General features: G+C 66.6%; 22 protein-coding genes and 2 pseudogenes. 15 read left to right on the top strand and 9 right to left on the bottom strand.

Going from position 1 to position 25,754, the window contains the following annotated elements:
- Positions 1 to 40: 40 nt before the first annotated feature.
- Genes M1248_RS10760 through M1248_RS10750 form a run of 3 tightly spaced genes read left to right on the top strand, consistent with a single transcriptional unit; the run spans position 41 to position 3,080 of the window.
- Positions 41 to 760, top strand: coding sequence for a GntR family transcriptional regulator (locus tag M1248_RS10760; protein ID WP_317148316.1), 720 nt, complete (start codon positions 41 to 43; stop codon positions 758 to 760).
- A 53-nt stretch (positions 761 to 813) separates the two neighbouring features.
- A complete protein-coding gene (locus tag M1248_RS10755; protein WP_163730853.1) occupies positions 814 to 2,367 on the top strand; it encodes an NCS1 family nucleobase:cation symporter-1 in 1,554 nt (517 codons plus the stop codon).
- Positions 2,364 to 3,080: an aspartate/glutamate racemase family protein gene (locus M1248_RS10750; protein WP_317148315.1), complete on the top strand. Its 717-nt coding sequence runs from the start codon at positions 2,364 to 2,366 to the stop codon at positions 3,078 to 3,080. The genes M1248_RS10755 and M1248_RS10750 overlap by 4 nt, the downstream gene beginning before the upstream one ends.
- Here M1248_RS10750 and puuE read toward each other — a convergent pair.
- The 4 genes and pseudogenes from puuE to M1248_RS10730 all read right to left on the bottom strand — a co-directional run bounded on the left by puuE (position 3,062) and on the right by M1248_RS10730 (position 7,379).
- Positions 3,062 to 3,949 carry an allantoinase PuuE gene (gene puuE / locus M1248_RS10745; RefSeq protein WP_317148456.1) on the bottom strand — a complete coding sequence of 296 codons (888 nt, stop codon included), beginning with the start codon at positions 3,947 to 3,949 and terminating at the stop codon, positions 3,062 to 3,064. The genes M1248_RS10750 and puuE overlap by 19 nt on opposite strands.
- Before the next feature lie 17 nt (positions 3,950 to 3,966).
- Positions 3,967 to 4,929 (bottom strand): allantoicase, encoded by a 963-nt coding sequence (alc, locus tag M1248_RS10740; RefSeq protein ID WP_317148314.1) that lies wholly within the window; start codon positions 4,927 to 4,929, stop codon positions 3,967 to 3,969.
- Positions 4,926 to 6,025, bottom strand: a pseudogene (locus M1248_RS10735) (DUF6986 family protein). Before M1248_RS10735 ends, alc begins: the two are co-directional and overlap by 4 nt.
- Positions 6,026 to 6,155: 130 nt before the next feature.
- Positions 6,156 to 7,379 (bottom strand): pyridoxal phosphate-dependent aminotransferase, encoded by a 1,224-nt coding sequence (locus tag M1248_RS10730; RefSeq protein ID WP_163730848.1) that lies wholly within the window; start codon positions 7,377 to 7,379, stop codon positions 6,156 to 6,158.
- Positions 7,380 to 7,433: 54 nt separating this feature from the next.
- On the opposite strand from M1248_RS10730, the gene M1248_RS10725 reads away from it, so the two are divergent.
- The 5 genes from M1248_RS10725 (at position 7,434) to M1248_RS10705 (ending at position 15,529) form a co-directional block, all read left to right on the top strand.
- Positions 7,434 to 8,540: an alkene reductase gene (locus M1248_RS10725; RefSeq protein ID WP_163730846.1), complete on the top strand. Its 1,107-nt coding sequence runs from the start codon at positions 7,434 to 7,436 to the stop codon at positions 8,538 to 8,540.
- A 210-nt stretch (positions 8,541 to 8,750) separates the two neighbouring features.
- Positions 8,751 to 9,962, top strand: a complete 1,212-nt coding sequence (locus tag M1248_RS10720; protein WP_317148313.1) for an acetyl-CoA C-acetyltransferase — start codon at positions 8,751 to 8,753, stop codon at positions 9,960 to 9,962.
- Between the two features lie 10 nt (positions 9,963 to 9,972).
- Positions 9,973 to 12,120: a 3-hydroxyacyl-CoA dehydrogenase NAD-binding domain-containing protein gene (locus tag M1248_RS10715; protein WP_317148312.1), complete on the top strand. Its 2,148-nt coding sequence runs from the start codon at positions 9,973 to 9,975 to the stop codon at positions 12,118 to 12,120.
- A gap of 82 nt (positions 12,121 to 12,202) precedes the next feature.
- Positions 12,203 to 14,038 carry a S9 family peptidase gene (locus M1248_RS10710; RefSeq protein WP_317148311.1) on the top strand — a complete coding sequence of 612 codons (1,836 nt, stop codon included), beginning with the start codon at positions 12,203 to 12,205 and terminating at the stop codon, positions 14,036 to 14,038.
- Between the two features lie 9 nt (positions 14,039 to 14,047).
- Positions 14,048 to 15,529 (top strand): class I adenylate-forming enzyme family protein, encoded by a 1,482-nt coding sequence (locus M1248_RS10705; protein ID WP_163730838.1) that lies wholly within the window; start codon positions 14,048 to 14,050, stop codon positions 15,527 to 15,529.
- Here the strand turns inward: M1248_RS10705 and M1248_RS10700 are convergent.
- Entirely contained in the window at positions 15,526 to 15,951 is a 426-nt protein-coding gene (locus M1248_RS10700; protein ID WP_163730836.1) for a pyridoxamine 5'-phosphate oxidase family protein, read from the bottom strand. The genes M1248_RS10705 and M1248_RS10700 overlap by 4 nt on opposite strands.
- A 45-nt stretch (positions 15,952 to 15,996) precedes the next feature.
- Positions 15,997 to 16,230, bottom strand: a complete 234-nt coding sequence (locus M1248_RS10695; RefSeq protein WP_163724412.1) for a hypothetical protein — start codon at positions 16,228 to 16,230, stop codon at positions 15,997 to 15,999.
- A gap of 169 nt (positions 16,231 to 16,399) precedes the next feature.
- Here M1248_RS10695 and M1248_RS10685 point away from each other — a divergent pair.
- Together M1248_RS10685 and M1248_RS10680 are read left to right on the top strand one after the other, a co-directional pair.
- Positions 16,400 to 17,802: pseudogene (locus M1248_RS10685) on the top strand (amidase).
- A gap of 11 nt (positions 17,803 to 17,813) precedes the next feature.
- On the top strand, positions 17,814 to 18,830 hold the full coding sequence (locus M1248_RS10680) for an LLM class F420-dependent oxidoreductase (protein WP_163730832.1): 1,017 nt from the start codon (positions 17,814 to 17,816) through the stop codon (positions 18,828 to 18,830).
- A gap of 3 nt (positions 18,831 to 18,833) precedes the next feature.
- Here M1248_RS10680 and M1248_RS10675 read toward each other — a convergent pair whose 3' ends face one another.
- A complete protein-coding gene (locus M1248_RS10675) occupies positions 18,834 to 19,442 on the bottom strand; it encodes a hypothetical protein (protein WP_163730830.1) in 609 nt (202 codons plus the stop codon).
- A 294-nt stretch (positions 19,443 to 19,736) separates the two neighbouring features.
- Between M1248_RS10675 and M1248_RS10670 the strand changes: the two genes are divergently transcribed.
- Entirely contained in the window at positions 19,737 to 20,081 is a 345-nt protein-coding gene (locus M1248_RS10670; protein WP_163730828.1) for a cupin domain-containing protein, read from the top strand.
- On the opposite strand, the gene M1248_RS10665 is transcribed toward M1248_RS10670, so the two are convergent.
- Together M1248_RS10665 and M1248_RS10660 are read right to left on the bottom strand one after the other, a co-directional pair.
- On the bottom strand, positions 20,078 to 21,727 hold the full coding sequence (locus M1248_RS10665; RefSeq protein ID WP_163730825.1) for a DNA repair helicase XPB: 1,650 nt from the start codon (positions 21,725 to 21,727) through the stop codon (positions 20,078 to 20,080). The two genes, M1248_RS10670 and M1248_RS10665, sit on opposite strands and share 4 nt — an antisense overlap.
- 103 nt (positions 21,728 to 21,830) lie before the next feature.
- Positions 21,831 to 24,074, bottom strand: a complete 2,244-nt coding sequence (locus M1248_RS10660; RefSeq protein WP_163730823.1) for a helicase-associated domain-containing protein — start codon at positions 24,072 to 24,074, stop codon at positions 21,831 to 21,833.
- A 57-nt stretch (positions 24,075 to 24,131) separates the two neighbouring features.
- On the opposite strand from M1248_RS10660, the gene M1248_RS10655 reads away from it, so the two are divergent.
- The 4 genes from M1248_RS10655 to M1248_RS10640 are packed head-to-tail and all read left to right on the top strand — an operon-like array spanning position 24,132 to position 25,751.
- Positions 24,132 to 24,335 (top strand): hypothetical protein, encoded by a 204-nt coding sequence (locus tag M1248_RS10655; RefSeq protein ID WP_174262100.1) that lies wholly within the window; start codon positions 24,132 to 24,134, stop codon positions 24,333 to 24,335.
- Positions 24,335 to 24,841 (top strand): cyclic pyranopterin monophosphate synthase MoaC, encoded by a 507-nt coding sequence (gene moaC, locus M1248_RS10650; RefSeq protein WP_317148309.1) that lies wholly within the window; start codon positions 24,335 to 24,337, stop codon positions 24,839 to 24,841. The genes M1248_RS10655 and moaC overlap by 1 nt, the downstream gene beginning before the upstream one ends.
- Positions 24,838 to 25,329 carry a MogA/MoaB family molybdenum cofactor biosynthesis protein gene (locus tag M1248_RS10645; RefSeq protein ID WP_317148308.1) on the top strand — a complete coding sequence of 164 codons (492 nt, stop codon included), beginning with the start codon at positions 24,838 to 24,840 and terminating at the stop codon, positions 25,327 to 25,329. Before moaC ends, M1248_RS10645 begins: the two co-directional genes overlap by 4 nt.
- Positions 25,326 to 25,751, top strand: coding sequence for a molybdenum cofactor biosynthesis protein MoaE (locus M1248_RS10640; RefSeq protein ID WP_317148307.1), 426 nt, complete (start codon positions 25,326 to 25,328; stop codon positions 25,749 to 25,751). Before M1248_RS10645 ends, M1248_RS10640 begins: the two co-directional genes overlap by 4 nt.
- Positions 25,752 to 25,754: the final 3 nt, after the last annotated feature.

Raw genomic sequence — 25,754 nt, 5'->3', positions numbered from 1 at the left:
TTGCAACATCGACGCAACACTCCGTGCCTACCGTTGCCTGATGCGTCGCCACTCGATATTGGTCGATCGGTTGACCGTCAAGAGCCCCGGTGCATCACAACAGAGCATTCTCGACGAGCTGCGTCGCGTCATCCTCGACGGCGCGGTTCTGCCCGGCACCCACATACCACTGGCCGAGGTTGCCGATCTGTTCGGCGTGAGCCAGATCCCGGTCCGTGAGGCGCTGAAAACACTGATCGGCGAGGGACTCGTCGCCCACCGCAGCAACTTCGGCTACTCGGTTGCGCAGCTGACTCCACAGGAGCTGCGCGAGATGTACATCGTGCGTGAGCCTTTGGAGGCAGCAGCACTCGCGGCGTCGGTGGCCAACGCAACTGACATGGACCGCGCCGCCGTCGTCGCTGCCCACGACGTTCTACAACAGGCCATCCGTGACGACGATCCCGTCACCTACCACCGCCAGAGCCGCCAATTTCATCTCGCGTTGACCCGCCCGTCGCGCATGCACAGGCTGCTACACATGCTCGAATCAGCCTGGAACGTCACCGAACCCGTGCAATCGATGGTGCATGTCTCCCCGGATCAGCGCACGGCACTGCACGCAGATCATCTTCAGATGGTCGAATCGTTCCTCGCCGGCGACATCGAGCAATTGCTCGTGACCGCCGAGGCGCACGCACAGCGACTCAACGCGGTGATCGCGACGCTGCCGACCGACACCGGCCTGCTCGTGGCGCCGAATATATCTTCCGCGCAATAGCCAGGTAGTTCGTAGGAAATCCCTGTGCAATACGTCGTGGATAGCGTCCGCGCATGACCGACCTCGACACACCTCAGACCACGAAGGACCTGCCCCCAGGCGCGGTTGTCGGCGCGGGTGACCTCGTCGAAGCGTCCGGCCACCCGGTCGGCGGCGGCGTCATCAAGCCGGGCTACGACCCACGCCTGACCAACGAGGACCTCGCCCCGCTCGGCAAGCAGACGTGGACGTCATACAACATTTTCGCCTTCTGGATGTCCGACGTGCACAGCGTCGGCGGATACGTGACAGCGGGCAGCCTTTTCGCGCTCGGCCTCGCCAGTTGGCAAGTGCTGGTGGCGCTGCTCGTCGGCATCACGATCGTCTATTACTTCTGCAACCTGGTCGCCAAGCCCAGCCAAGCGGCCGGCGTGCCCTATCCGGTGATCTGCCGCACCGTGTTCGGCGTCCTGGGCGCGAACATCCCGGCGATCATCCGCGGGCTGATCGCCGTGGCGTGGTACGGGATTCAGACCTACCTGGCGTCGGCAGCGCTGGATATCGTGCTGCTCAAGCTGTTCCCCGGCCTCATGCCGTACGCGGAGGTCGAGAACTACGGCTTCGCCGGACTTTCCTTGCTTGGCTGGGGCAGCTTCCTGCTGTTGTGGGTGCTGCAGGCCTGCGTGTTCTGGCGTGGCATGGAGTCGATTCGCAAGTTCATCGACTTCTGCGGGCCGGCCGTGTACGTCGTGATGTTCATCCTGTGTGGCTACCTGATCGCCAAAGCCGGTTGGGGCGCCATCGATCTCAATCTGGGCGATGTCACCTATACCGGATGGTCCTCGCTTCCGGTGATGCTCGGTGCCATCGCACTGGTGGTGTCCTACTTCTCCGGACCGATGCTCAACTTCGGTGACTTCTCGCGGTACGGCAAGTCGTTCGCGGCGGTGAAGAAGGGCAACCTGCTGGGTCTGCCCGTCAACTTCCTGGTGTTCTCGGTGCTGGTGGTCGTCACCGCCTCGCTGACGCTGCCGGTGTTCGGTGAATTGATCACCGACCCGGTCGAGACAGTGGCGCGAATCGACTCGACTTTCGCCATCGTGCTCGGCGCGCTGACGTTCACGATCGCCACGATCGGCATCAACATCGTCGCCAACTTCATCAGCCCGGCTTTCGACTTCTCCAATGTCAGCCCGCAGCGAATCAGTTGGCGCGCGGGTGGCATGATCGCTGCCGTCGGATCGGTGCTCATCACCCCGTGGAACCTCTACGCCAATCCCGAGGTCATTCACTACACACTGGAAACTCTCGGCGCGTTCATCGGCCCACTGTTCGGCGTGCTTATCGCCGACTACTACCTGGTCCGCAAGCAGAAGGTCGTTGTCGACGACCTCTTCACCATGGATGAGGGCGGCAAGTACTGGTACACCAAGGGGTACAACAAGGTTGCGGTGATCGCCACCGCCATCGGCGCTGCACTAGCCGTGATTCCCGTTCTGCTGGGCGGTTCGGTGGTGGGTATGCACACCGCAGCGCAGTACAGCTGGTTCATCGGTTGCGGTGTGGCGTTCGTCGTCTACTACCTGATGGCGACCCGCGACGCACTGGTCGCAGAATCGGTGTCGTGACACGGATCTGGGTGATCAACCCGAACACCACCGCTTCGATGACAGCCACGATCGAAAGATGTTCCCGTGCCGTCGTCGCACCGGACACCTCGGTCACCGGCGTCACCTCAGAGTGCGGGCCGTCGTCGATCGAGAGCCACTACGACGAGGCGATGAGTGTGCCGGGGCTGCTTCAACTCGTCGCGCGGGGTGAGCGAGAGGGCGTTGACGGCTACGTGATCGCCTGCTTCGGTGATCCGGGTTTGGACGCTGCCCGCGAGTTGGCACACGGTCCGGTGATCGGTATCGCCGAGGCGGCCATGCATACCGCAAGTCACCTGGGCCGCGGCTTCAGCGTCGTGACCACGCTTGCTCGGACCATGGGACGCGCCGCTGACCTCGCGGAACACTATGGTATGCAACGGTTCTGCCGCGGCATCCATGCCTGTGAAATCCCGGTGCTCGATCTCGAGACCGATCCCGTCGCCCGCAAGGTCGTCACCGAGGCCTGCCATGATGCGATCGAGGCCGACGGCTCCGATGTCGTGGTGCTCGGATGCGCGGGAATGGCGGACATGTGTGCGCAGATCTCCGCCGAGCTCGGCGTGCCCGTGGTCGATGGTGTCAGTGCCGCGACACTGACCGTGCAGTCGCTGGTAGCCATGGGCCTGCGTACGTCGGAGCGCGGCGAGTTCGCCGCACCGCCGGCGAAGGACTACACGCTCGGGGGATGAGTGGCGCGCCAATGGTCGGCGACTTCGATCCGTCGCGCAATCCACACTCGATCGTGGGTTTGCACGTGATCGAGGAATCGTTGCAGCGACGCGGCGCGCGCGGGACGTCCGACGATGCGGCAGTGCAGACCTATCGACAGCATCTTCGGTTGGCCCGCAAGGCCTTCGGCGTAGAGGACGTCGAAGGCGTCCCGCAGATGTGCGAAGAACTCGTCACCGTTGGCGAAGCCCGCGGGCGATGCGAAGCGCATGTCGTTGGTGTCCAACGAATACGGTATGACGAGGTGATCGGTCTCGCGGACACGGACCCAGTAGGGCAGGTCGTCGGCGTACGAGTCGGAGTCGTAGACGAAGCCGCCGTGCTCCACGACCAGGTCGCGGGTGTGTGGCGAATCCCGGCCGGTGTACCAGCCGAGCGGACGGGCGCCGACGAGGTCGGTCAGGATGGTGACAGCTTCGGCCATGTGTGCTCGCTCGGTGTCCTCGTCGATCAGCTGGTAGGACTTCCAGCGCAGTCCGTGACAGGCGACCTCGTGGCCGAGTTCGGTGAACGCCGCGACGGCTTCGGGGTTGCGTTGCATGGCGCGGGCGACCGCGAAGATCGTCAGTGGCAGTCCCCGGTCCTCGAAAATCCTTAGGATCCTCCACAATCCGGCCCGCGAGCCGTACTCGTAGAGCGACTCCATGCTCATGTGCCGATTGCCGAAGGGCTCGGCCGGCGTGATCTCGGACAGAAATGTTTCTGAGGCCGGATCACCGTCGAGGACGCAGTTCTCGGCTCCCTCCTCGTAATTGAGGACGAACTGTACGGCGATGGCGGCGTCGCCCGGCCACTGCGGGTCGGGCGGGTGGGCTCCGTAACCGATCATGTCGCGCGGGTAGTCACTCACAGCAGATCCCCGAACATCCGCAGCCGGGCCAGGCCACCGTCGGGGAAGATGTCCAGTCGGGCCTCGGACACGGTCGTTTCGGTATCGATCAGAAGGCGGTGCCTGGTGTCGGGCAGCAAGTTGGTCCGGGGGAGCAGCTCCACCCATTCACCCTGTGGGTCAAGACCCTTCAGCGATGCTGCGGCGGGGCTGTTGTCGATGAAGTAGGACGTGTCGATCTCCACCAGTCGCACCCGGCCCGGCCCCGCCAACCGGATGTGCACCCAGTCGTTGGCGTCGTCACGTCGGCGCGCCGTCTCCCAGCCATCACCCATGACCTTGGCCAGCCCGGGGAAGATCAGGTTCTGCGGCGAGCTGTAGAACCGGTTCGAGCAGTCCAGCACCAACCCACCGTTCTCCAGTGCGGCCAGATCGACCGGCCCGCTGCCGAGGAACCGGCGGTCGGGCCTGCCCTCGCCGTGGACGCGCAACCGTGCCACACCGCCGTCGGGATAGATGCGTAACCGTACGTGCGTCCAACGACGTTCGGAGGTCACCTCGAAAGGGTTGCGGCTGTCGCCGTAGACCTTGACGCGGTCGACGAGGCATTCCCAACCCGGCTCGGCGACAAGCTCTTCCGCGGTCGGATACCCCTCGACCTCCAGGGCGTCCAGCGCCGCCTCCGGCGGGAAATTGCCCTTGAACCAGGCGGTATCGATGACCACGCCGCGGATCACCCCGGGTACGCCGAGCCGCACGATCGCCTCGTCGAAACCGGGTTCGCGGCGGCGTCGCGTCTCCCAGCCGTCGTAGATCTGGCCGCGGTGGCCGAACGTGGCCGGCTGATACTTCGCCGGCCCCGGCTTGATCAGGTTCTCCTTCTCGGCGAACGAGTCGTCGTTGGCCCACACGACGGCGCCGCCTGCCGTGCGCAGCGCAAGGTCGGGGAGCCACGTGAAATCCGGTGCGGAATCGGTCATGAGTGCTTGCGTTCCTTCAGGTTTCGCAGGACGGCGAGGTCGGCACCAGGTGCGGCGGCCAGTACGTCCTCGATGGCGAACGCGTCGGCCCCGAGCCCGCGCAACACGACGGTAGCCAGCGCCTCGGCTGTCGCCGGCTCGTCGACGATCGCGCCGCCGCGGCGGTCGAGGTAGGCCTGCAGGCGCGGCGCGGCCGCTGCCAGGGCCGCGCGGAAGAACGTGACAGTGGCCAGCCAGCGCGTCACCAGGTGCCCCGGGTGCATGTCCCAGCCCTGGTAGTAACCACGTACGAGGGAACGGGTGACCAGGTGGTGATGGCGCCGGATCGCCGATCGGACCTCTTCGCCGGTGCCGGTGGGCGTTACCTGAGTGGACCCGTCGACGACGCGCACACCCGTCTGTGCCGCGGCGGCCATCATGACGGCCTTCGCATGATCGGCGACCGGATGGTCCAGCGCCTGCTGCTGCGGCGCGATACCGCATGCCGCGCTGTAATCGTAGGTGCCGTAATGCAATCCAAGGCAGCGCCCCTCGCTGAGGTGCAACGCCTTCGCGACGGTGGCGGTGCCGTCGGCGCCGAGAATCGCCTGCGGACTCTCGATCTGCACTCGAATCGCAACGTGCCGTCCGGCAGTCCGTGCGCCTGCTCGAGGGCCTCGCACAGCCACACGGCCGCGGTGGCCTGTTCGGCCGCTCGCAGCTTCGGCACCGTGAATACGAAGCCCGACGGGACGTCGCCTGCCGCGTCGAGAACCAACTCGAGGGTTCGGACGGCACGTGTGCGTTCCGCGGACGTCAATCCCTTGATGCGGATACCGCAGACATCGGTCTCCAGTGCCGCGAGGGTGTTACCGGCGCGTCGGGCGTCGCGGTCCTCGGTGTCGTCGGCACGACGTCCATAGCCGTCTTCGAAGTCCAGGCGCAGATCCTGGATGGGTGCGGACTCCAACCGGCGCCGCACGATGTCGACCGCGTCCGCTCCGCCGAGTTCGGTGACGAGGTCGCGGTGGCCGTCGAGCAGTTCGGTGGCGGCCGCACCCCACTCCTGCGGTGTCTCGGGTGTGGCGTCGGCGGCGCTGACGTACACGCTGTGCACGGGTTGGGCGGTGTCGCCGTCGCCGGGGTAGCCGGTCTGCAGATCCGCGTCCACCCCCGCCAGCAATTCGTCGATGCGGGCGCGGAGGGTCGAAGCTATCGGCCTGCCGGGTTCTGCCACCAATCCATCGTCACAGATGGAGCCCGTCACGTCTTATCGACGACAGTCGGCGGATCGCCTCGTCGAGTGTGTCGTCACGCTTGCAGAAGGCGAAGCGCACCAGATGGTTCCACTGCGCGAAGTGCGCACTCTGCGGATCGCAGAACGCCGCCATCGGGATGGCCGCCACACCCGTCTTCTCGGGCAGCTGTGCGCAGAACTCCGTGCTGTCGTGAAAGCCCAACGGGCGCGGGTCGGCGCACAGGAAGTACGTGCCGAAGCTGTCGTGCACCTCGAAGCCGAGGTCGGCAAGCGCCGAGCCCAGTTTGTCGCGCTTGGCCTGCAATGAATCCCGCAACGCTGTCACCCACGCATCTTCGGTGTTGAGCGCGTGGGCGACCGCGGGCTGAAACGGCGCGCCACCGACATACGTCAGGTATTGCTTGGCGGCGCGGACACCGGCGATGAGTTCGGCTGGGCCGCAGGCCCATCCGATCTTCCAGCCGGTGACGTTGAACATCTTCGCCGCGCTCGAGATGGTGATGGTGCGCTCGGCCATGCCGGGATAGTTGGCGAGCGGAACGTGCTTGTGACCAGGAAAATCGGAGTAGACGAGATGCTCGTAGACCTCGTCGGTGATGACCAGGAGGTCTTTGTCGACGGCGAGTTCGGCGATGCCCGCGAGCTCGGCGTCGCTGGCGACCATGCCGGTCGGGTTGTGTGGGGAGTTGACGATCAGCGCTCTGGTCTTCGGCGTGACGGCGCGGCGGAGACCGTCGACGTCGATGGCGAAACCACGACCGTTCTGAAGCATCGGTACCGCCCGCCGCTCGCACCCCGCCATCGCGAGCACGGGGGAGTACGAGTCGTAGAACGGCTCGATCAACAACACCTCTGAGCCGGGTTCCACGAGGCCGATCACCGAGGCGGCGATGGCTTCGGTGGCGCCGACCGTCACGAGCACCTCGGAGTCGGGGTCATAGTCGGTGCCGAAGTTGCGCTTGCGCTGCGCGGCGATCGCCTCGCGCAGCGGCGCGATGCCCAGGCCCGGCGGGTATTGGTTGACGCCCTCGGCGATCGCGTCCTCGGCGGCCCTGAGCATCTCCGGCGGGCCGTCCTCGTCGGGGAAGCCCTGGCCCAGGTTGACGGCGCCGATGCGTGCGGCCAGCGCCGACATCTCGGCGAAGATGGTCACCGCATAGGGCTGCAGCCGCTTCACCGGAGCCGCCCGGCCGGCGACATGAGGCTCGGTCATGGCTTTCGAGCGTAGGCCAGGAATGAAAGCGGGCTCGACAGCGCTTACTGCGGCGTGGCCTTCACACTCGATCCCGACGCTTCCCTGCTGAAACCGGTCCGAATCGGCGACACCGTCGCCCCCAACCGGATCTTCATGGCGCCACTGACCAGATCGCGCGCCCACGCCGATGGCACGCCGTCCGACCTGGCCACCGCGTACTACTCCCAGCGCGCGGCCGCGGGTCTCATCATCAGCGAGGCGACCGCGGTGTCGGAAGCGGCCAACGGCGCGTACGTGAATACGCCCGGCATGTACACCGATCGCCATCAGGAGCAGTGGGCGGAGATCGCCGCCGCCGTGCACGAGGCGGGCGGCCGGATGTTCGTTCAGCTCTGGCATGTCGGCCGAATGGGACACCCCGACATCAGCGGTGTCGAAACCGTCGCACCATCCGCGATCGCCGCCGACATGGCAGCGCACACGCCGACGGGCAAGAGCCCGCTTCCCGTGCCGCGCGCCCTGCGCACCGACGAGATCGCCGGCATCGTGGCCGATTTTCGGGCCGCTGCGCGTCGCGCCGTCGACGCAGGGATGGATGGCGTCGAGATTCATTCGGCCAACGGATATCTGCTGCACGAGTTCCTGTCCGATGTGACCAACCGTCGTGACGACGTCTACGGCGGAGAGCCGCGCAACCGCGCGCGGTTGACGGCCGAAGTGGTCGAAGCCGTCGCCGACGAAATCGGCGCCGGACGTGTCGGCCTACGCATTTCGCCAGGAGGCTCCGCGGGTGACATGCGTGAGGTGGACGAGGTGTCGGCCTACGAGGCGCTGCTGCAACGGATCGCGCCCCTGGGCATTGCCTACCTGCACGTGCTGATCGACCCGACGTCGCGCACCTTCGGTGTGTTGCGCGCGCTGTGGTCGGACCCGCTTGTGTTGAACACCGGCAGGGACACCGAAACCGACTTCTGCCAGCTGGAGAGTTTCGCGGAGTGGGGTGCGATCAGCGCGGCGACGGTCGGGCGCGCATTCCTCGCCAACCCCGACCTGATCGACCGCCTGCTGCTCGGTGCCGAACTGAACGAACCCGACGTCGCGACGTTCTACGCGCCGGGCCCCGTGGGCTACACCGACTACCCGACGTTGACAGAGTTGGAAGAGCCGCAGTCGGCCTGACCCGTCTCTGCCGAACGTGGGTTACCCACACGCAGATCCTGCGATTGCTGTGCGGGTAACCCACGTTCGCGCGGTAGTCAGCGGTAGACCCGCGGAGGTACTCAGGCCACCCAACCAGCCGGTTGGGTGGGGCTGTTAGGCTGGCGCGCAGAGGACGACCGCCCAGGTGGGCAGGTGTCCCAACAACCCATCTGAACAGGAAATATCTTCATGTCTGAAGAAGCCTTCATCTACGAGGCCATTCGCACGCCTCGCGGCAAGAACAAGAACGGCGCCCTCAATGAGGTCAAGCCCGTCAACCTGGTCGTCGGCCTCATCGACGAGCTACGCACCCGCTTTCCCGACCTGGACGAGAACCTCATCAGCGACCTCATCCTCGGCGTCGTATCACCCGTCGGCGATCAAGGCGGCGACATCGCCCGCACCGCAGCGCTGGTGGCCAAGCTGCCCGAGACCACCGGCGGATTCCAGCTCAACCGCTTCTGCGCGTCCGGCCTGGAGGCCGTGAACACCGCCGCGCAGAAGGTCCGCTCCGGCTGGGACGACCTGGTGCTGGCCGGCGGCGTCGAGTCGATGAGCCGCGTTCCGATGGGCTCCGACGGCGGCGCCTGGGCCACCGATCCGGAGACCAACTACCGCATCGGCTTCGTCCCGCAGGGCATCGGCGCCGACCTGATCGCGACCATCGAGGGCTTCTCCCGCGAAGACGTCGACCGCTACGCGCTGCGCAGCCAGGAGAAGGCCGCCGCCGCGTGGTCGGGTGGCTACTTCGCGAAGTCCGTCGTTCCGGTGAAGGACCAGAACGGTCTTGTCATCCTCGATCACGACGAGCACATGCGTGCTGACACCACGCTTGAGGGCCTCGGCAAGCTGAAGACCGCGTTCGACGGCGTCGGCCAGATGGGCGGCTTCGACGATGTGGCGCTGCAGAAGTACCACAATGTCGAGCGGATCAACCACGTCCACACCGGCGGCAACAGTTCCGGCATCGTCGACGGCGCCGCCCTGGTGCTCGTCGGCTCAGAAGCTGCAGGCAAGTCGCAGGGCCTGACCCCGCGCGCCCGCATCGTCGCCACCGCCACCAGCGGTGCCGATCCCGTCATCATGCTGACCGGCCCGACGCCCGCCACCAAGAAGGTGCTGGACCGCGCGGGCCTGACGGTCGACGACATCGACCTGTTCGAGCTGAACGAGGCCTTCGCCTCGGTGGTGCTGAAGTTCCAGAAGGACCTGAACATCCCCGACGAGAAGCTGAACGTCAACGGTGGCGCCATCGCGATGGGTCACCCGCTGGGCGCCACAGGCGCCATGATCACCGGAACCATGGTCGACGAGCTCGAGCGCCGCAACGCGCGCCGTGCGCTCGTGACGCTGTGCATCGGCGGCGGCATGGGTGTCGCGACCATCATCGAGAGGGTGTAGGACCACCAAAATGAGCACTGTGAACACCATTCAGTGGGACAAGGATGCCGACGGCATCGTCACCCTGACATTGGACGACCCGACCGGTTCGGCCAACGTGATGAACGAGCACTACCGCGAGTCCATGCGCAATGCGGTGGAAAAGCTGGTGGCGGAGCAGGATTCGATCACCGGCGTCGTCATCACCAGCGCGAAGAAGACCTTTTTCGCCGGCGGCGACCTGAACTCGATCATCCAGGCACAACCCGAGAATGCCGGTGAGTTCTTCGACGAGGTCGAGGGCATCAAGCGCGACCTCCGTGCGCTGGAAACACTGGGCAAGCCCGTGGTCGCCGCCATCAACGGCGCGGCGCTCGGTGGCGGCCTGGAGATCACGCTCGCGTGCCACCGCCGGATCATCGCCGACGTGTCCGGCGCGGTCGTCGGGTTCCCCGAGGTGACGCTGGGTCTGCTGCCCGGTGCCGGAGGCGTTACCCGCAGCGTGCGGATGTTCGGCATCCAGAAGGCGTTCATGGAGGTGCTGAGCCAGGGGACGCGTTTCAAGCCGGGTAAGGCCAAGGAGGTGGGTCTGGTCGACGAGGTGCTGCCGACCGTCGACGACTTGGTTCCTGCCGCGAAGGCCTGGATCAAAGCCAATCCCGACAGCCACACCCAGCCGTGGGATGCCAAGGGCTACAAGATGCCCGGCGGCACCCCGTCCAGCCCAGCGCTGGCGGGCATCCTGCCGTCGTTCCCGGCGCTGCTGAAGAAGCAACTCAAGGGTGCGCCGATGCCTGCGCCGCGGGCCATCCTGGACGCGGCCGTCGAGGGCGCGCAGGTCGACTTCGAAACCGCGTGCCGCATCGAGAGCCGTTACTTCACGTCTCTGGCCACCGGACAGGTTGCCAAGAACATGATCCAGGCGTTCTTCTTCGACCTGCAGCACATCAACGGCGGTGGCTCACGGCCGGACGGCATCGCCCCCGTCAAGATCAACAAGATCGGTGTGCTCGGCGCGGGCATGATGGGCGCCGGCATCGCCTACGTCTCGGCGAAGGCGGGATTCGACGTCGTGCTCAAGGACGTCTCGACCGAGGCCGCGCAGAAGGGTAAGGGCTACTCCGAGAAGCTCGAAGCCAAGGCGCTGGAACGGGGCAAGACCACGCAGGAGAAGTCCGACGCGTTGCTGGCCCGCATCACCCCGACGGCCGACGCCGCCGACTTCAAGGGCGTCGACTTCGTCATCGAAGCGGTCTTCGAAAGCCAGGAGCTCAAGCACAAGGTGTTCCAGGAGATCGAGGACATCGTCGAGCCCAATGCGTTGCTCGGCTCGAACACCTCCACGCTGCCGATCACCGGTCTGGCGACCGGCGTGAAGCGCCAGGAGGACTTCATCGGGATCCACTTCTTCTCGCCGGTCGACAAGATGCCGTTGGTCGAGATCATCAAGGGCGAGAAGACCTCTGACGAGGCGCTGGCCCGCGTGTTCGACTACACGCTGGCCATCGGCAAGACACCGATCGTGGTCAACGACAGCCGTGGCTTCTTCACCAGCCGCGTCATCGGCACCTTCGTGAACGAAGCGCTGGCGATGCTCGGTGAGGGCGTCGCGCCGGCAAGCATCGAGCAGGCGGGTTCGCAGGCCGGCTACCCGGCGCCGCCGCTGCAGCTCTCCGACGAGCTGAATCTCGAGCTGATGCACAAGATCGCCGTCGCTTCCCGCAAGGGTGTCGAGGACGAGGGCGGTACCTACACGCCGCACCCGGCCGAGGCCGTCGTCGAGAAGATGATCGAACTCGATCGGCCGTCACGGCTGAAGGGTGCCGGCTTCTATGAGTACGTCGACGGTAAGCGCACCGGACTGTGGCCGGGATTGCGTGAGACGTTCAAGTCCGGCAGCACCGAGATCCCGCTGCAGGACATGATCGACCGGATGCTGTTCGCCGAGGCGCTGGAAACCCAGAAGTGTCTCGACGAAGGCGTTCTCACGTCGACCGCCGATGCCAACATCGGCTCGATCATGGGCATCGGCTTCCCGCCTTACACCGGTGGGTCGGCGCAGTTCATCGTCGGCTATGAGGGTCCGGGCGGCGTAGGCAAGGACGCGTTCGTCGCGCGCGCCAAGGAGCTGGCCGCCAAGTACGGCGACCGTTTCAACCCGCCGAAGTCGCTGCTCTAGCGTCAGCAGACGCGAAAACCCCCGAAAGTCGCAACTTTCGGGGGTTTTTGCGTCTGTTCACCGGATCGGTGACGATAGTCCGATGGCCGACGTGAAGCTCATTCCGCTCGAAGTGCTGCTTGGCAACCCAGAGCGGGCGGGAGCGCAGATCTCGCCGGACGGCGCGCGGTTGTCGTACATGGCGCCGTTGGACGGCGTGATGAACGTGTTCGTCGGCGACGCCGGAGCGGACAACGAACGACCGGTCACCCACGACACCGAACGCGGGATCCAGGGGTATTTCTGGTCGTACGACAACCGCCGCATCATGTACGTGCGGGACAAGGACGGCAGCGAGAACTTCCGCCTCTTCGACGTCGACCTGGAGACGGGCGTCGAGCGCGACCTTACTCCGTTCGACGAGGTGCAATGCCAGATCATTGCCCACCGCAAGGAATTTCCCGACGTCGTGCTCCTCGGCCTGAACAAGGACAACCCTCAGCTGCACGACATTTACCGCCTGGATCTGACGACGGGAGAGCTCGAGAAGATCGTCGAGAACCCCGGGTTTGTCGGTTGGGTGGTCGACCCCGACCTGAAGGTCCGCGGCGCCGTGCAGCCACTGCCTGACGGTGGCGCGGTGTTCCTGGTGCGTGACGACGAGGCGTCGGACTGGCGCCCGCTGTTGCAGGTGCCGCCGGAAGATGCGGAGACGTCGGGGCCGCTGGGCTTCACCAGGGACGGCCAGGCCATGTACGTCCAGACCTCCGTCGACGCCAACACCGGTCGTCTGGTGAAGATGGACGCAGCGACGGGTGCTTTCGACGTGATCGCCGAGGATGCAAATCACGACATCGCGGGCGCGATGTTGAACCCGGACACCCGCGAGGTCGAGGCCGTGCTGGTGTACCGGGATCGCCTGGAGTATCAGGTGTTCGACGACGCGGTCCGTGGTGACATCGAAGCGCTGCAACGGCTGAGCACCGGCGACCTGTCGATCACCGATCGAAGCGCCGATGACATGACGTGGCTGGTGACCTTCGACGACGACAGCGGCCCGGTGAAGTTCTACACGTGGGACCGTGACACGAAGACGGCGACGTTCCTGTTCGACCATCGACCGCAGCTCAACGACTACCCGCTGGTGCCGATGGAACCGTTCAGTTTCACCGCGCGCGACGGGCTGACGATCCACGGCTATCTGACCGTCCCGGCAGAGGTCGAGCGCTCCGGTCTACCTGCGGTACTCACCGTGCACGGCGGGCCGTGGGTCCGCGACGCGTGGGGGCTGGACCCCGAGGCGCAGTGGCTGGCGAACCGGGGCTACGTGTGCGTGCACGTGAACTTCCGCGGCTCCAGCGGCTACGGCAAGAACTTCCTCAACGCCGGAGACCGCGAATGGGGCGCCAAGATGCACGACGACCTGCTGGACGCTGTCGAACACCTTGTCGCACAAGGCATCGTCGACCGCGACCGCGTCGCGATCTACGGTGGTTCCTACGGCGGCTATGCCGCTCTGATCGGCGCGACGTTCACCCCCGACGTCTTCAGATGCGCGATCTCGATGGTCGGTCCGTCGAATCTGAACACCCTCATCGCGTCGATTCCCGAGTACTGGAAACCGCTGCTGTCGATGTTCCACAAACGGGTCGGCGACGACGAGGACTTCCTGTGGTCGCGCTCGCCGCTGTCCAAAGTCGACAACATCCGAATCCCCATCCTGATCGCGCAGGGTGAGAACGATCCGCGGGTGAAGCAGGCGGAGTCCGAACAGATCGTCGCCGCCATGAAAGAGCACGGCATCGACCACGAGTACGCCCTGTACGAGAACGAAGGCCACGGCCTCGTCAAACCCGAGAACCGCCTCGACTTCTATCACCGGGCTGACCGATTCCTGGCAAAACATCTCGGCGGTCGCGCCGAGGACTTGACTCGCTAGATTGACGGGGTGCCCGGGAGCTTCACCGAATCGTTCGCCAATGGCTTGGCGAGCTACGGCGACCGCCAGTGCATCCAGTTCGAGGGTCGGTGGTACACCGGTGACGAGGTCGCCGCATACGGTGCCGTGATCGCCGACGTCTTGCGCAGCGCTGGTGTCGGCGACGGCGCACCCGTCGGTCTCGTGGTCCGCAACCGGCTGCAGCACGCCGCCGCGATCATCGGCTTCCTCGCCATCGGCCGCCCGGTCTCGATGATCTACTCGTTCCAGTCGCCCGAGGCGATCGGCCGCGACATCGAGAAGCTGGAACTGTCGGCGATCATCGCGGATCGCGAGGACTGGACGCACGAGGTCATCGCGGCGTGCATGCGGGCAGGTTGTGCGGGCGTGGCCATCTCGCTGACCGACCCGACGGTGGCACTGGTCGAGGGCCTCGAGCGACGAGACCAGTCGCGAAAGCACGCCGACGTCGAACCCGGTGTGGCATTGCAGATCCTGACCAGCGGTACGACCGGCCCGCCCAAGCGGCAGGCGATCATGACGCCGGTGCTCGAGCGCACCGTGTTCAGTGTGACCAGCGGTGAGACCGCACCGTCGGATGCACCACCGGAACTGGCGTACTGGCAGTTCGGCGGAATCGGCGTCTGCCAGCTCGTCGCGGGTGTGTACAACGCCAGGCGGATCGTGATGCTGGAACGCTTCTCGGTCGAGGGATTCGTCGACGTGGTCAAGACGCACCGCATCACGCGTTCTGGTGTGCAGCCCGCGGTGGTGCGCATGCTGCTGGACTCCGAGGTCGCCAAGGAGGATCTGGCGTCGCTGGAGTGCCTGATCAGCGCCTCGGGGCCACTCGACCAACAGACCCGCGCCGAATTCGAGGAGCGCTTCGGCATCCCCATCCGGTTGGCTTACGGTGCAACGGAATTCGCCGGATCGCTGTGCGCCTGGACGCCGGACCTCGTCGACGAGTTCGCCGAATCCAAACGCGACAGCGTCGGCAGGGCGCTGCCTGACACCGAGGTGCGCGTCGTCGACGCCGATACCGGCGCGGAACTGCCCGCCGGTGAGCAGGGTCTGCTCGAAGCGAAGGTGGCGCCGATCAGTCCGGATTGGATCCGTACCACCGACATCGCGTCAATCGATATCGACGGCTTCGTCTACCTGCACGGTCGTGCCGACGGCGCGATCAACCGCGGCGGGTTCAAAATCATGCCGGAAACGGTTCGGCGCGTGTTGATCTCGCATCCCGCCGTGCGCGATGCGTGTGTGGTCGGCGTTCCTGACCCACGGCTGGGCCAGGTGCCGTTCGCGGCGATCGAGGTGGTCCAGGGGATGACGGCGCCATCCGACGATGAACTGAAAGACCTTGTCCGCCAGGAGCTGCCGGCGTACAACGTGCCGGTGGCCTTCACCGTCGTCGACGAGCTGCCGCGCAACCCCGCGCTGAAGGTCAGCCTCCCCGCGGTGGCCGCGCTCTACCCGAAGGGCTAGACCGCTCCCAGGTCGGATGACAGCCAGTGCTGCGGCTTCATGAAGATGGCGACGCCCTCGCCGTGCTCGCGGCGGGCGAATTCGAGGTAACCGTCGACCTTTTCCGGCGGCAGATAGCGCTTGACCATCTCGACGAGTTGTTCGTCAGTGGCCGGTTCGATGCGGCTGACGGGGCCGTCGACCGCGACGTAGCGCACCGTCGGCTCGAGGCGCTGGGCCATCAGAGTGAACTCGCCCTGCGTTTCGATCAGGCGATGCTTGCGCGAGCCGGCACCCGTGTGAATCCAGGGTTCGCCGCCGGGACTGTACTGGTACCAGATCGGCACCGTCAGCGGTCCGCGCTTGTCGCCGGCGCTCACCGAGAGCGCCCCGACGTGGGGCTCAGCCAGAAACTGTTCGCGTTCTTCCTTGGAGAGGGCCATGGCGCCAGGCTAGCGCCGCCCCCCGTCAAGTACGTCTGGCCTGCGTCAGCAGCCGATCCGCGAGAAGAACGCCACGGCGACGAGGCCGATGATGAACGCCACCTGCGGCTGTCCCATGGCCATGGTGCTGACGATGCCCGCGATCGCGGCAATGGCGATCACGACGAGCAGCAGGACATAGAACCATCGAACGTGGTGGTGGCTGTCTGCACGAACCGGGTGCGACTCCAACCCCGTCAGCGGGTCACGGACCACAACCGCCTCCTTTGTGACATGCATCACATCGATCTTAGCTTTGTGAGCCACACCATATAACACCGATCCGGCTTCCGCGATGCCGATGATCAGATGTCGCAGTTGCAGCCTGATAACGGCCCGACCACTGCGTATCTGGTGAACACTGCCACATGACCCCGGCGCAAAACGGGGAAGTACGAGACGAGCGAGCATGACGGATCTCTGTCAGTTGCCGGCCCACCAGCTGGTCGCGCTCATGGCGGCTGGCACGGTTTCGTGCCGTGACGTCGTACACGCGCATCTTGCGCGAATCGAGGCGGTCAACCCCGCGCTCAACGCGCTCGTGCAGGCCACCGATCCCCAGCAGTGTCTGACGGCCGCGGCCGAAGCCGACGATCGGGTCGCGCGCGGCGCCCCGCTCGGCCGGGCGCACGGACTGCCTGTTGTGGTCAAAGACGTCATGCACGTCGCGGGGCTTCAGTGTTCGGGCGGCAGTGCGGTGCTGCGCGCGACCGCAGACAGGGATGCGACCGCGGTCTCCAGGCTGCGCGGCGAAGGCGCCATCGTGCTCGGCCGACGAACGTCCCCGAGATGGGCCGCGGCGGCGAATCCAACAACAACGTCTACGGCCGCACCAACAATCCGTTCGACCTGTCGCGCACACCTGGCGGTAGCAGCGGCGGGTCGGCGGCCCTGGTGTCCGCCGGCGGCGCCGCATTGAGCGTGGGGTCCGACGGCGGCGGCAGCATCCGACAGCCGTGTCACAACACCGGAATCGCCGGCCTCAAGCCGACCCACGGCCGAATCCCGCGCACCGGCAGTGTGTTCGGCGACGCGCTCGGCATCTTCGGCCCGTTCAACTGCTGCGGCCCGCTCGCCCGGACGGTGGCCGACCTTCAGTTGGGCCTGTCGATCATGAACGGTCCGGATCTGCGCGATCCGTACACGGTGCCCGCGCCGCTCGGCGATCCGGACGACGTCGACGTCTCCGCCCTTCGCGTCGCCACGTATCTCGACGACGGCATCTCGCCGCCCGGCGACGACGTCGCCGCCGTCGTCAGCGATGTGGTGCAGGCACTGACGGGAATGGTCGGTGTCGTCGAGCACAACAGCCCGCCCTGCCTGGTACGCACCATGGAGTTGCTGTGGGAGTCGGTGTTCCTCGGCGGCGATCGGGGCCGGGGGTTCGAAGCGGATCTGGCCGCCATCGGGGCCACCGATCCCTCCGAGGAACTCGCTGAGTTCCTCAAGCAGGCGCGGCTGGTCGAGTTCTCGCTGTCCGACGCGCGAAGCAGGCTGGCCGACATCGACACCTACCGCATCGAGATGCTGGAGTTCATGGCCGACTACGACGTGATCGTCGGACCCGTGATGCCGACCGCGGCCAAGCCCCACCATCACGGGCTCGTCGAGATTTCTGACTTCTCCCATCTGATGGCGCACAACCTGACTGGCTGGCCTGCGGCGGTGGTTCGCTGCGGCACCTCGAAGGAGGGTCTGCCCGTCGGTGTGCAGATCGCGGCGAGACCGTGGCAGGACGCGACGGCGCTCGCGGTCGCGGGTCGGCTGGAAGCGGTATTCGGAGGATGGCGGCCCCCGCCGTTGTTTGCATAGAGTTGCAAGCCATGCGCTTTGGACTCTTCATCCCGCAGGGCTGGCGACTCGATCTCGTTGACATCCCGACCGAGCAGCAGTGGCCGATCATGCGCGACCTGGCTGCGTACGCCGACCAGAGTTCGATTGCCGGCTCGGCCGGCGGCGCCCCGTGGGACTCGCTGTGGGTGTACGACCATTTCCACACCGTTCCCGTGCCGACGGACGAGGCGACCCATGAGGCGTGGTCGCTGATGTCGGCCTACGCCGCGAGCACATCCCGCATCAAGCTCGGCCAGATGTGTACGGCGATGGGCTACCGCAATCCGGTGTATCTGGCGAAGGTCGCCGCCACCGCCGACATCATCTCCGGCGGCCGGGTGCAGATGGGGATCGGCGGCGGCTGGTATCAGCACGAGTGGGAGGCCTACGGCTACGGGTTTCCGTCCGCCGGTACCCGGCTCGCCATGCTCGACGAGGGCGTCCAGATCATGCGCGACGCCTGGCGCGACGGGCGGGTCAGCCTCGCCGGCAAGCACTATCAGGTCGACGGCGCGATCGTCGCGCCCAAGCCGTTGCAGGACGGCGGGCCTCCGATGTGGATCGCCGGTGGCGGCGAGAAAGTGACGCTGCGCATCGCCGCGAAGTACGCCCAGTACACCAACTTCACGTCGGACCCCGACGGCTTCGTGCGCAAGTCGCAGATCCTGGCCGAACACTGCCGGGCCGTGGGCACCGATTATGAGGCGATCGTGCGGTCGTCCAATTTCAACGCCGTCATCGGCACCTCGGAAAGCGACGTCAAGGAGCGCTTGGCGCGGTTGCGCGCCCAGCAGGCCACCAAGGCGGACGAATCCGCCGTCGACGCCATGCTCGGCACTGTCAGCGCTCCTGAATCCGCCACCGGCACAACGGAACAAGCGATCGAGAAGCTCACGCGCATGCGGGAACTGGGCTGCGAATACGCGATCATGTACTTTCCCGAGGCCGCGTACGACCGCACCGGCATCGAACTGTTCGAGCGTGAGGTCATCCCCGCGCTGGCGTAACCGCTACGGCGTGACGGGAATGGGGCCGCCCGGTGGGAGTGTGTTCGGGTCGACCGGAGCGATCGTTCCCGGAGGCGGCGGCGCATCGAAGTAGCCCGGCGGTGGCGGACCGGTGAGCGGGTGGTAGCCCTCGGGCAGCGGCGGTCCGCCCGCGTAGTTCTTCTCCGGAACGGGAGCACCGTTGGACGCCGGGTCGGTCAGCGACTGATATCCGGGTGGCAGCTGCGGCGCCGGACCGGCTCCGGGTGGCGGCGCCTGCGGTTTCACATCACCGGGCTGCATGGTGCCGTTGTAGTTCTGCGGATCCTGAGCCATGTGCCAGGCGTCGCGCAGGAAGCCCAACGGCCCCGACGTGTTGCCCTGCCCGTATTGCTGGTTGGCGACCTGGGGCACGGGCGGCGCACCGACCGGTGGCGGTGCGGGCGCGGCGACCGGTTCGGCTCCCGGAACCTCCATGACGGGCTGGCCCGGCGGTAGCGGTTGACCCGGGGGCGGCGGTGGTGCCGGCTGCGCGTTGGCCTGGGTCGAAGCGGCCAGCGCGCCCAAGCCGATCACGACGCCGGCGAACGCGATCTTCGCGATCTGCCGAAGTGAGGAGGTATGTCCGCTCATATGTGGCGTGTGTGCTTCCTGCTAGAGCCCGTGGGCTGCTGCCGACTCGTGACGAGGCTAACGCGTTTGCGCGGCCCGTGCGTAGTCCAGCCCGATGTCTGTGGAGTCGCTCCGCTCAGCCGAGGTGTTACGGCGCGAAGCGCCTGCAATTGCGCTTTCGGTGTTGCCGGTGCCGCCAATGACGAGAATGGTGTTACTGCGGCGGTCATGTCTCGAATCACCAGCCCGAGTCGAGACGATTCATGGCCAATGCGGTCCATGACATATCCGATCGTCTGAAAGGGCGCATTGACGATGGAGAAGATCTCGCTCACCGCACTCGCACGTGAGCATCTGGAAACCGCCCGCGCGGCGACCAGTGGCCGCAGTGCACACACGGTCTACGGCGGCCATGAACACTCGCTGCGCCAGACCCTGATGGCACTGAAGGCGGGCAGCAAGCTGGACGATCACGAGAGCCCCGGCGAGGCCACGCTTCAGGTGCTGCACGGCCGTGTGCGGGTGACCAACTCGTCGTCGGGATGGGACGGTTCAGCCGGTGACCACATCATCCTGCCAAGGGAACGACACGGCCTGAACGCGATCGAGGATTCGGTCGTCCTACTGACCGTCTCGAAACCCATCGGGCCGCATACTTAGATTGCGGGACCGAGTAGATCGTCGGCGTCCTTGATGATGTAGCCGTAACCCTGTTCGGCGAGGAACCGCTGACGGTGTGCGGCGTACTCGGCGTCCAGGCTGTCGCGGGACACCACCGAGTAGAAGATCGCGCCGCCGCCGTCGGCCTTGGGCCGCAGCAGCCGGCCCAGTCGCTGCGCCTCTTCCTGTCTCGACCCGAAGGTGCCCGAAACCTGTACGGCGACATTGGCTTCCGGCAGGTCGATGGAGAAGTTGGCGACCTTGGACACGACCAGCGTCGGGATCTCGCCGCGACGGAACTCATCGAACAGCGCTTCGCGCTCTGCGGTCTTGGTCGACCCCTGGATCACGGGGGCGTTCAGCTCCTGTCCGAGCTCGTCGAGCTGGTCGAGGTATGCGCCGATCACCAGGGTCTGGTCGCCCTTGTGCTTCTCCAGGATCGACTTCACCACCGCGATCTTGGAATGCACCGTCGAGCACAGCTTGTAGCGCTCGTCGGGTTCGGCGACGGCGTAGAGCATTCGCTCGTTGTCCGTCATCGTCACCCGCACCTCGATGCACTCGGCGGGCGCGATCCAACCCTGCGCCTCGATGTCCTTCCACGGTGCGTCATACCGCTTCGGCCCGATCAGCGAGAACACGTCGCCCTCGCGTCCGTCCTCGCGGATGAGCGTGGCCGTCAGGCCCAGCCGTCGCCGCGACTGCAAGTCCGCGGTCATCCGGAACACGGGCGCGGGCAGCAGGTGCACCTCGTCGTAGATGATCAGGCCCCAGTCGCGGCTGTCGAACAGTTCGAGGTGCTTGTACTCACCCTTGGTGCGGCGCGTGATCACCTGATAGGTGGCGATCGTGACCGGGCGGATCTCTTTCTTCTCGCCCGAGTACTCCCCGATCTCGTCCTCCGTCAACGACGTCCGGTTGATCAGCTCGCGCTTCCATTGCCTGCCGGCCACCGTGTTGGTCACCAGGATCAGCGTCGTCGCGCCAGCCTTCGCCATCGCCGCGGCGCCGACGAGGGTCTTACCCGCGCCGCACGGCAGCACCACGACGCCGGACCCACCCTCCCAGAACGAGTCGGTCGCCATCTCCTGATAGTCACGCAGGTGCCAGCCGTCCTGCGCGAGGCTGATCGGATGCTTCTCGCCGTCCACATATCCGGCGAGATCCTCTGCGGGCCAACCGATCTTGAGCAGCATCTGCTTGACGCGGCCGCGCTCGCTGTTGTGGACCTGGACGGTGTCGTCGTCGATGCGCGCGCCGAGCATCGGTGCGATTTTCTTATTGCGCAGCACTTCTTCGAGCACCGCGCGGTCGAGGCTCACCAACGTCAGACCGTGCACCGGAGACTTGACCAGCTGCAGGCGCCCGTAGCGCGCCATCGTGTCGACGATGTCGACCAGCAGCGGCTGCGGCACCGCGTAGCGGGAGAACGTCACGAGCGCGTCGACGACCTGTTCGGCGTCGTGGCCCGCGGCACGGGCGTTCCATAGCGCCAGCGGAGTGATGCGGTAGGTGTGGATGTGCTCGGGCGCACGCTCGAGCTCGGCGAACGGGGCGATGGCGGCTCGGGCCGCACCGGCCTGTTCGTGGTCGACTTCGAGCAGCACCGTTTTATCGGACTGCACGATCAGGGGGCCGTCAGTCATGCGCGATCCCGTCCCCCTGCCGAGGGCGGGGGTGCCCCCAGCACTTCTCGCTCGCTGGTCATCCCATCCATTATCCAGAAGGCGCGGACATGCCCCCGTTTCGCTACTGCTCGGCGGACACGACAGAGGTGACGCGGTGGATGGCGAACTCCCGTACGCGGCCGGACGCCGGGTCGTAGGCGGTCAGCTGCCCGCCGCGAACATTGATGGGTGCCACCACCCGTTGCGTGGCGACCCCGGCCGGGTCGACGTAGCCGATCACCACCGACATCTGGAGGTGGGCGGCCTCCTGGAGCTGGGTGATCGCCACAGTCGGGTCCAGCCGCATGCCGGTCGACGGTCCGGCCGCCACCCTGCGCAGGACCGCGACGATCGCGGCCAGCGTCTGACTGGTCGGGGCCGGCGTCCGATGGGACCGACGGCGCGATGGTGCGGGCACCCTGGCTCCCCGCTCGCGGAGGTCGACGATCGTGCCCGTCGAGTCCTCGGCCGCAGGGGCGAAGCCGGCCTCTCGAAGGGCGGCCAGCACCTCGGAGATCTGCGCTTGGGACACCGCTACGGTGGGCGCCAGCAGCCGCATCTCCAACTGTTCGGCCGCCGGTGCGGTGATCGCCTGGGCCAGCAACGCTGGGTCCTCGCATCGCACGAACGAAGCGGCCATGCCGACCCGCAGCTGTCCGTGCCGGCGGGCGACATCATCGATCAGGTACGTGAGTCCTTGTGGGACAGGGGTTTTAGAGTATCGGTCGAAGAAGGCGTGCAGGTCTGCCGCGGTGCGTCCGGTGTCGAGCGCGCGTCGGATCGACGACTCGCTGACTCGGTACACCATCGCTGCACCCGCCGACTCAACCCTCGCGACAGCACCCAACTGCTCGGCGAGGTCCCGTTCCAGTGGGCCCGGCACCACGACCGTCAGGTCGGCCTGCAGCAGGAAGTGGTCGATGGGCTGGGGCAGCACCTTGTCCATCGCCTTGACGACATTCTCCGGTGCGGCGTCCGATAGGAGGGCGCGCGCCGGGGTGCTGATCGCACCGCGGCCGACGACGCCGACCATGTGCGCCTCCACCAACAACGCACCCACCGGGCCCGGTTGCAGTCGATTGCCCCAGCGGGGCCGGCGCCAGATCATCGCGCGTGCCGCCTCGGTGGCGTCGACGCCGGCGCCGGGCGCGAGACCGGCGAGCGTCTCCAGGAGTAGCCGCCGGTCCAGCGGCGCGGCTGTCGAGAACAGCGAATCCGAAAGCGCCGCATAGGGTTTACCGTCAGGGCCCCGGCTCCCGACCAGGCTTGGCCTGCCCTGCAGTTCCAGCCATGTCGACGCCAGCAGATGCCATTTCTGCGCGGTCGGAGATTCGAGGAAGCGGTCAGTGGCCACAGTCGGCGCCCAGTAGGGGCCGGTGCCGTCCTGCGGTTCTGGTTCCGGCATGCCCGTCGCGATCAGCCCGGCCGCGGCGGTCACCTCGAGAATCACGCCGAGCCGGCTTTCGTCGATGCCGGTGACCTTCGTCATCCGTTTGACGTCGCGCACACCGAGCCCGCCACTGCGCAGCTCGGGAATAGGTGCAGCGCTGAGGGTTTCGAGCACAACCTCGACCTCGCGAAGCAAGTCGATCACGGCACCCGCGGCCACCGCGTCGACGTCGGCGATCGTCGTAGTCGACACCACGGGATCGGGTGCGGTCAGCCCGACAGGCCCGGGAAGTTCACCGCGCAGCGCCTGGCCGACGAGCCTGGGCAGGATCACCGTCTCGTCGTCCACCTGACGTAGCAGTCCATTCGCCAGCAGTCGCTGCACCGGGCGATCCGGCGGGGTGCCGGCGGCCGCGTCGCGGGTGCGTCCCACCGGCGAGCCCTCCAACAGCCGCTGCAACAGGTCGGACTGCGCCTCGTCGAGGCCGGCGAGGCGCTCGGCGAGCCCTCTCGGCTCGGTGTCTTCGACCGTGGCCTGACCGGGATACCAGGGCAGGCCCGTCGCTGCCTCGGAGGCGACCCGCACCGAATCGTGGCCCCACACCAGCGCGCGCTCGCGAAGGTCCTCGACGGCCCCCATCACGACCGACTCGGCACCCCCGTCACCGATCAGCTCCAGCAGCTTCGACAGCGGCACCGCCGTCGTATCGGCACGCAGGACCAGCAGCGCGTCGATCACCGCGAGATGAAGAAAGTCCAGGTCATCCGTCGCGGCCTTGACCGACTGGCGTGCCTGCGCCCGCGCCGCCAGCGCCGCGATGGTCCCCGGCGGGGGCTGTGTCAGATCGGGCCGCAACTCCAGCAGCCGGATCAGCCGCTCATCGCCGAGTTCGGCCAGCCAGGAGCCCAGAGGAATGCCCGGCGCGTTTTCGGTCATTGCTGACCAGCGTAAAGCAGCCCGCCGGTGTCGCCACTGCGCGCGTTGCCTGCCACAATGTCAGGCGTGGCTGACAACAAACGGCAGAAGAAGCAGTATGTCGACCCGGGCTGGCCCGCAACCGACGGCGACGACGATCACGCAGTCAGCGAGCTGGCTGCCGACCGCACCGGGGCGTTGTCGCCGTTCGGAGACCTGACGTTCCCGCTGCCGACCGACGACGTTCCATACGTGCACCCAGTCACGGTCGTCAACAAGTAGTGACCGAACCGGCAGGGGCCGCTTCGGCGCCCTCCGCCCGCCCCGCGCTCTCGCACATCGACGAAGCAGGCGCGGCGCACATGGTCGACGTCACCGCCAAGGACGCCACCAAGCGCACCGCCGTCGCGGCCGGTGCTCTGCACACCACCCCCGAGGTCGTCGCGCTGATCGCGTCGGGCGGGCTGCCCAAAGGCGACGCGTTGGCTACCGCGCGGGTCGCCGGCATTCTCGCGGCCAAGCGCACCAGCGACTTGATTCCGCTGTGCCACCAGCTGGCCCTGACGGGGGTCGACATCGACTTCGTGATCGACGGCGCTCAGGTGGCGATTGCCGCGACCGTGCGCAGCACCGACCGCACCGGCGTCGAGATGGAGGCGCTGACGGCGGTGAGCGTCGCCGCGCTGACGCTCTACGACATGATCAAGGCGGTCGACCCCGCAGCCCGCATCGACGACATCAGAGTGCTGCGCAAAGAAGGCGGCAAGACCGGCACGTGGGTGCGGTGACGGCTGCGGATACCCGGTCGGGGCGGGTCATCATCGCCTCCACCCGCGCCGCGGCGGGGGTGTACGAGGACAAGACCGGACCGGTCATCGTCGGCTGGCTCAAACAACGGGGCATCGGCGCCCCCGCACCGACCGTCGTCGCCGACGGTGGTGGAGTGAACCAGGCCCTGTCCGCCGCGGTCGGCGAAAAGGTCGACGTCGTCATCACGTCCGGCGGAACCGGGATATCGCCGACCGACGGCACCGCGGAGGCGACCGCCGCCATTGTCGACTACCAGATCCCCGGTCTCGCCGACGCGATACGTCGAGCAGGCGAAGACAAAGTGCCTACGTCTGTGCTCTCCCGCGGCGTCTGCGGCGTAAAGGGACGCACCCTGATCGTCAACCTTCCGGGTTCGACCGGTGGCGTCAAAGACGGTCTGGCGGTGCTGGACAGAGTGCTCGAGCACGCACTGGATCAGCTTGCGGGAGGGGACCATTCACGATGACCGTCGTCCTGCGCGCCGAAGTCAGCGACCACCCGATCGAGCTGGCCGAGTACGAAGCGCTTGTCGCTCATGAAGCCGCGGGCGCGGTGGTGGGTTTCGCCGGCGTTGTTCGCGACCACGACGGCGGCCGCGGGGTGATCCGGCTGGAGTATTCGGCGCACCCCACGGCGCAGCAGACCTTGGCCGACGTGGCCGCCGAGATCGCCGCAACCAGTCACGGGGTGCGGGCCATCGCGGTCAGCCACCGCATCGGCGTACTCGACATCGGCGACGCCGCACTCGTCGCGGCCGTGGCCGCAGACCATCGCGGTGCGGCGTTCGAAACCTGCCAGCGTTTGGTCGACGCCGTCAAAGAACGGCTCCCGGTGTGGAAACACCAGTTCTTCTCGGACGGCTCCGAAGAGTGGGTCGGATCGGCCTGAGCG

This window comes from Mycobacterium sp. 29Ha, assembly GCF_032883055.1.
Lineage (GTDB): Bacteria > Actinomycetota > Actinomycetes > Mycobacteriales > Mycobacteriaceae > Mycobacterium > Mycobacterium gallinarum.
Note: the sequence above shows the minus strand (reverse complement) of the source record. Positions and strands in the feature narration are given on the sequence as shown.

Coding starts and splice junctions, on each gene's coding strand:
- M1248_RS10760 (WP_317148316.1), top strand. CDS start 41: ATGCGTCGCCACTCGATATTGGTCGATCGGTTGACCGTCAAGAGCCCC.
- M1248_RS10755 (WP_163730853.1), top strand. CDS start 814: ATGACCGACCTCGACACACCTCAGACCACGAAGGACCTGCCCCCAGGC.
- puuE (WP_317148456.1), bottom strand. CDS start 3,949: ATGATCGGTTACGGAGCCCACCCGCCCGACCCGCAGTGGCCGGGCGAC.
- alc (WP_317148314.1), bottom strand. CDS start 4,929: ATGACCGATTCCGCACCGGATTTCACGTGGCTCCCCGACCTTGCGCTG.
- M1248_RS10730 (WP_163730848.1), bottom strand. CDS start 7,379: ATGACCGAGCCTCATGTCGCCGGCCGGGCGGCTCCGGTGAAGCGGCTG.
- M1248_RS10720 (WP_317148313.1), top strand. CDS start 8,751: ATGTCTGAAGAAGCCTTCATCTACGAGGCCATTCGCACGCCTCGCGGC.
- M1248_RS10715 (WP_317148312.1), top strand. CDS start 9,973: ATGAGCACTGTGAACACCATTCAGTGGGACAAGGATGCCGACGGCATC.
- M1248_RS10710 (WP_317148311.1), top strand. CDS start 12,203: ATGGCCGACGTGAAGCTCATTCCGCTCGAAGTGCTGCTTGGCAACCCA.
- M1248_RS10700 (WP_163730836.1), bottom strand. CDS start 15,951: ATGGCCCTCTCCAAGGAAGAACGCGAACAGTTTCTGGCTGAGCCCCAC.
- M1248_RS10695 (WP_163724412.1), bottom strand. CDS start 16,230: ATGCATGTCACAAAGGAGGCGGTTGTGGTCCGTGACCCGCTGACGGGG.
- M1248_RS10680 (WP_163730832.1), top strand. CDS start 17,814: ATGCGCTTTGGACTCTTCATCCCGCAGGGCTGGCGACTCGATCTCGTT.
- M1248_RS10675 (WP_163730830.1), bottom strand. CDS start 19,442: ATGAGCGGACATACCTCCTCACTTCGGCAGATCGCGAAGATCGCGTTC.
- M1248_RS10670 (WP_163730828.1), top strand. CDS start 19,737: ATGGAGAAGATCTCGCTCACCGCACTCGCACGTGAGCATCTGGAAACC.
- M1248_RS10665 (WP_163730825.1), bottom strand. CDS start 21,727: ATGACTGACGGCCCCCTGATCGTGCAGTCCGATAAAACGGTGCTGCTC.
- M1248_RS10660 (WP_163730823.1), bottom strand. CDS start 24,074: ATGACCGAAAACGCGCCGGGCATTCCTCTGGGCTCCTGGCTGGCCGAA.
- M1248_RS10655 (WP_174262100.1), top strand. CDS start 24,132: ATGTCAGGCGTGGCTGACAACAAACGGCAGAAGAAGCAGTATGTCGAC.
- M1248_RS10640 (WP_317148307.1), top strand. CDS start 25,326: ATGACCGTCGTCCTGCGCGCCGAAGTCAGCGACCACCCGATCGAGCTG.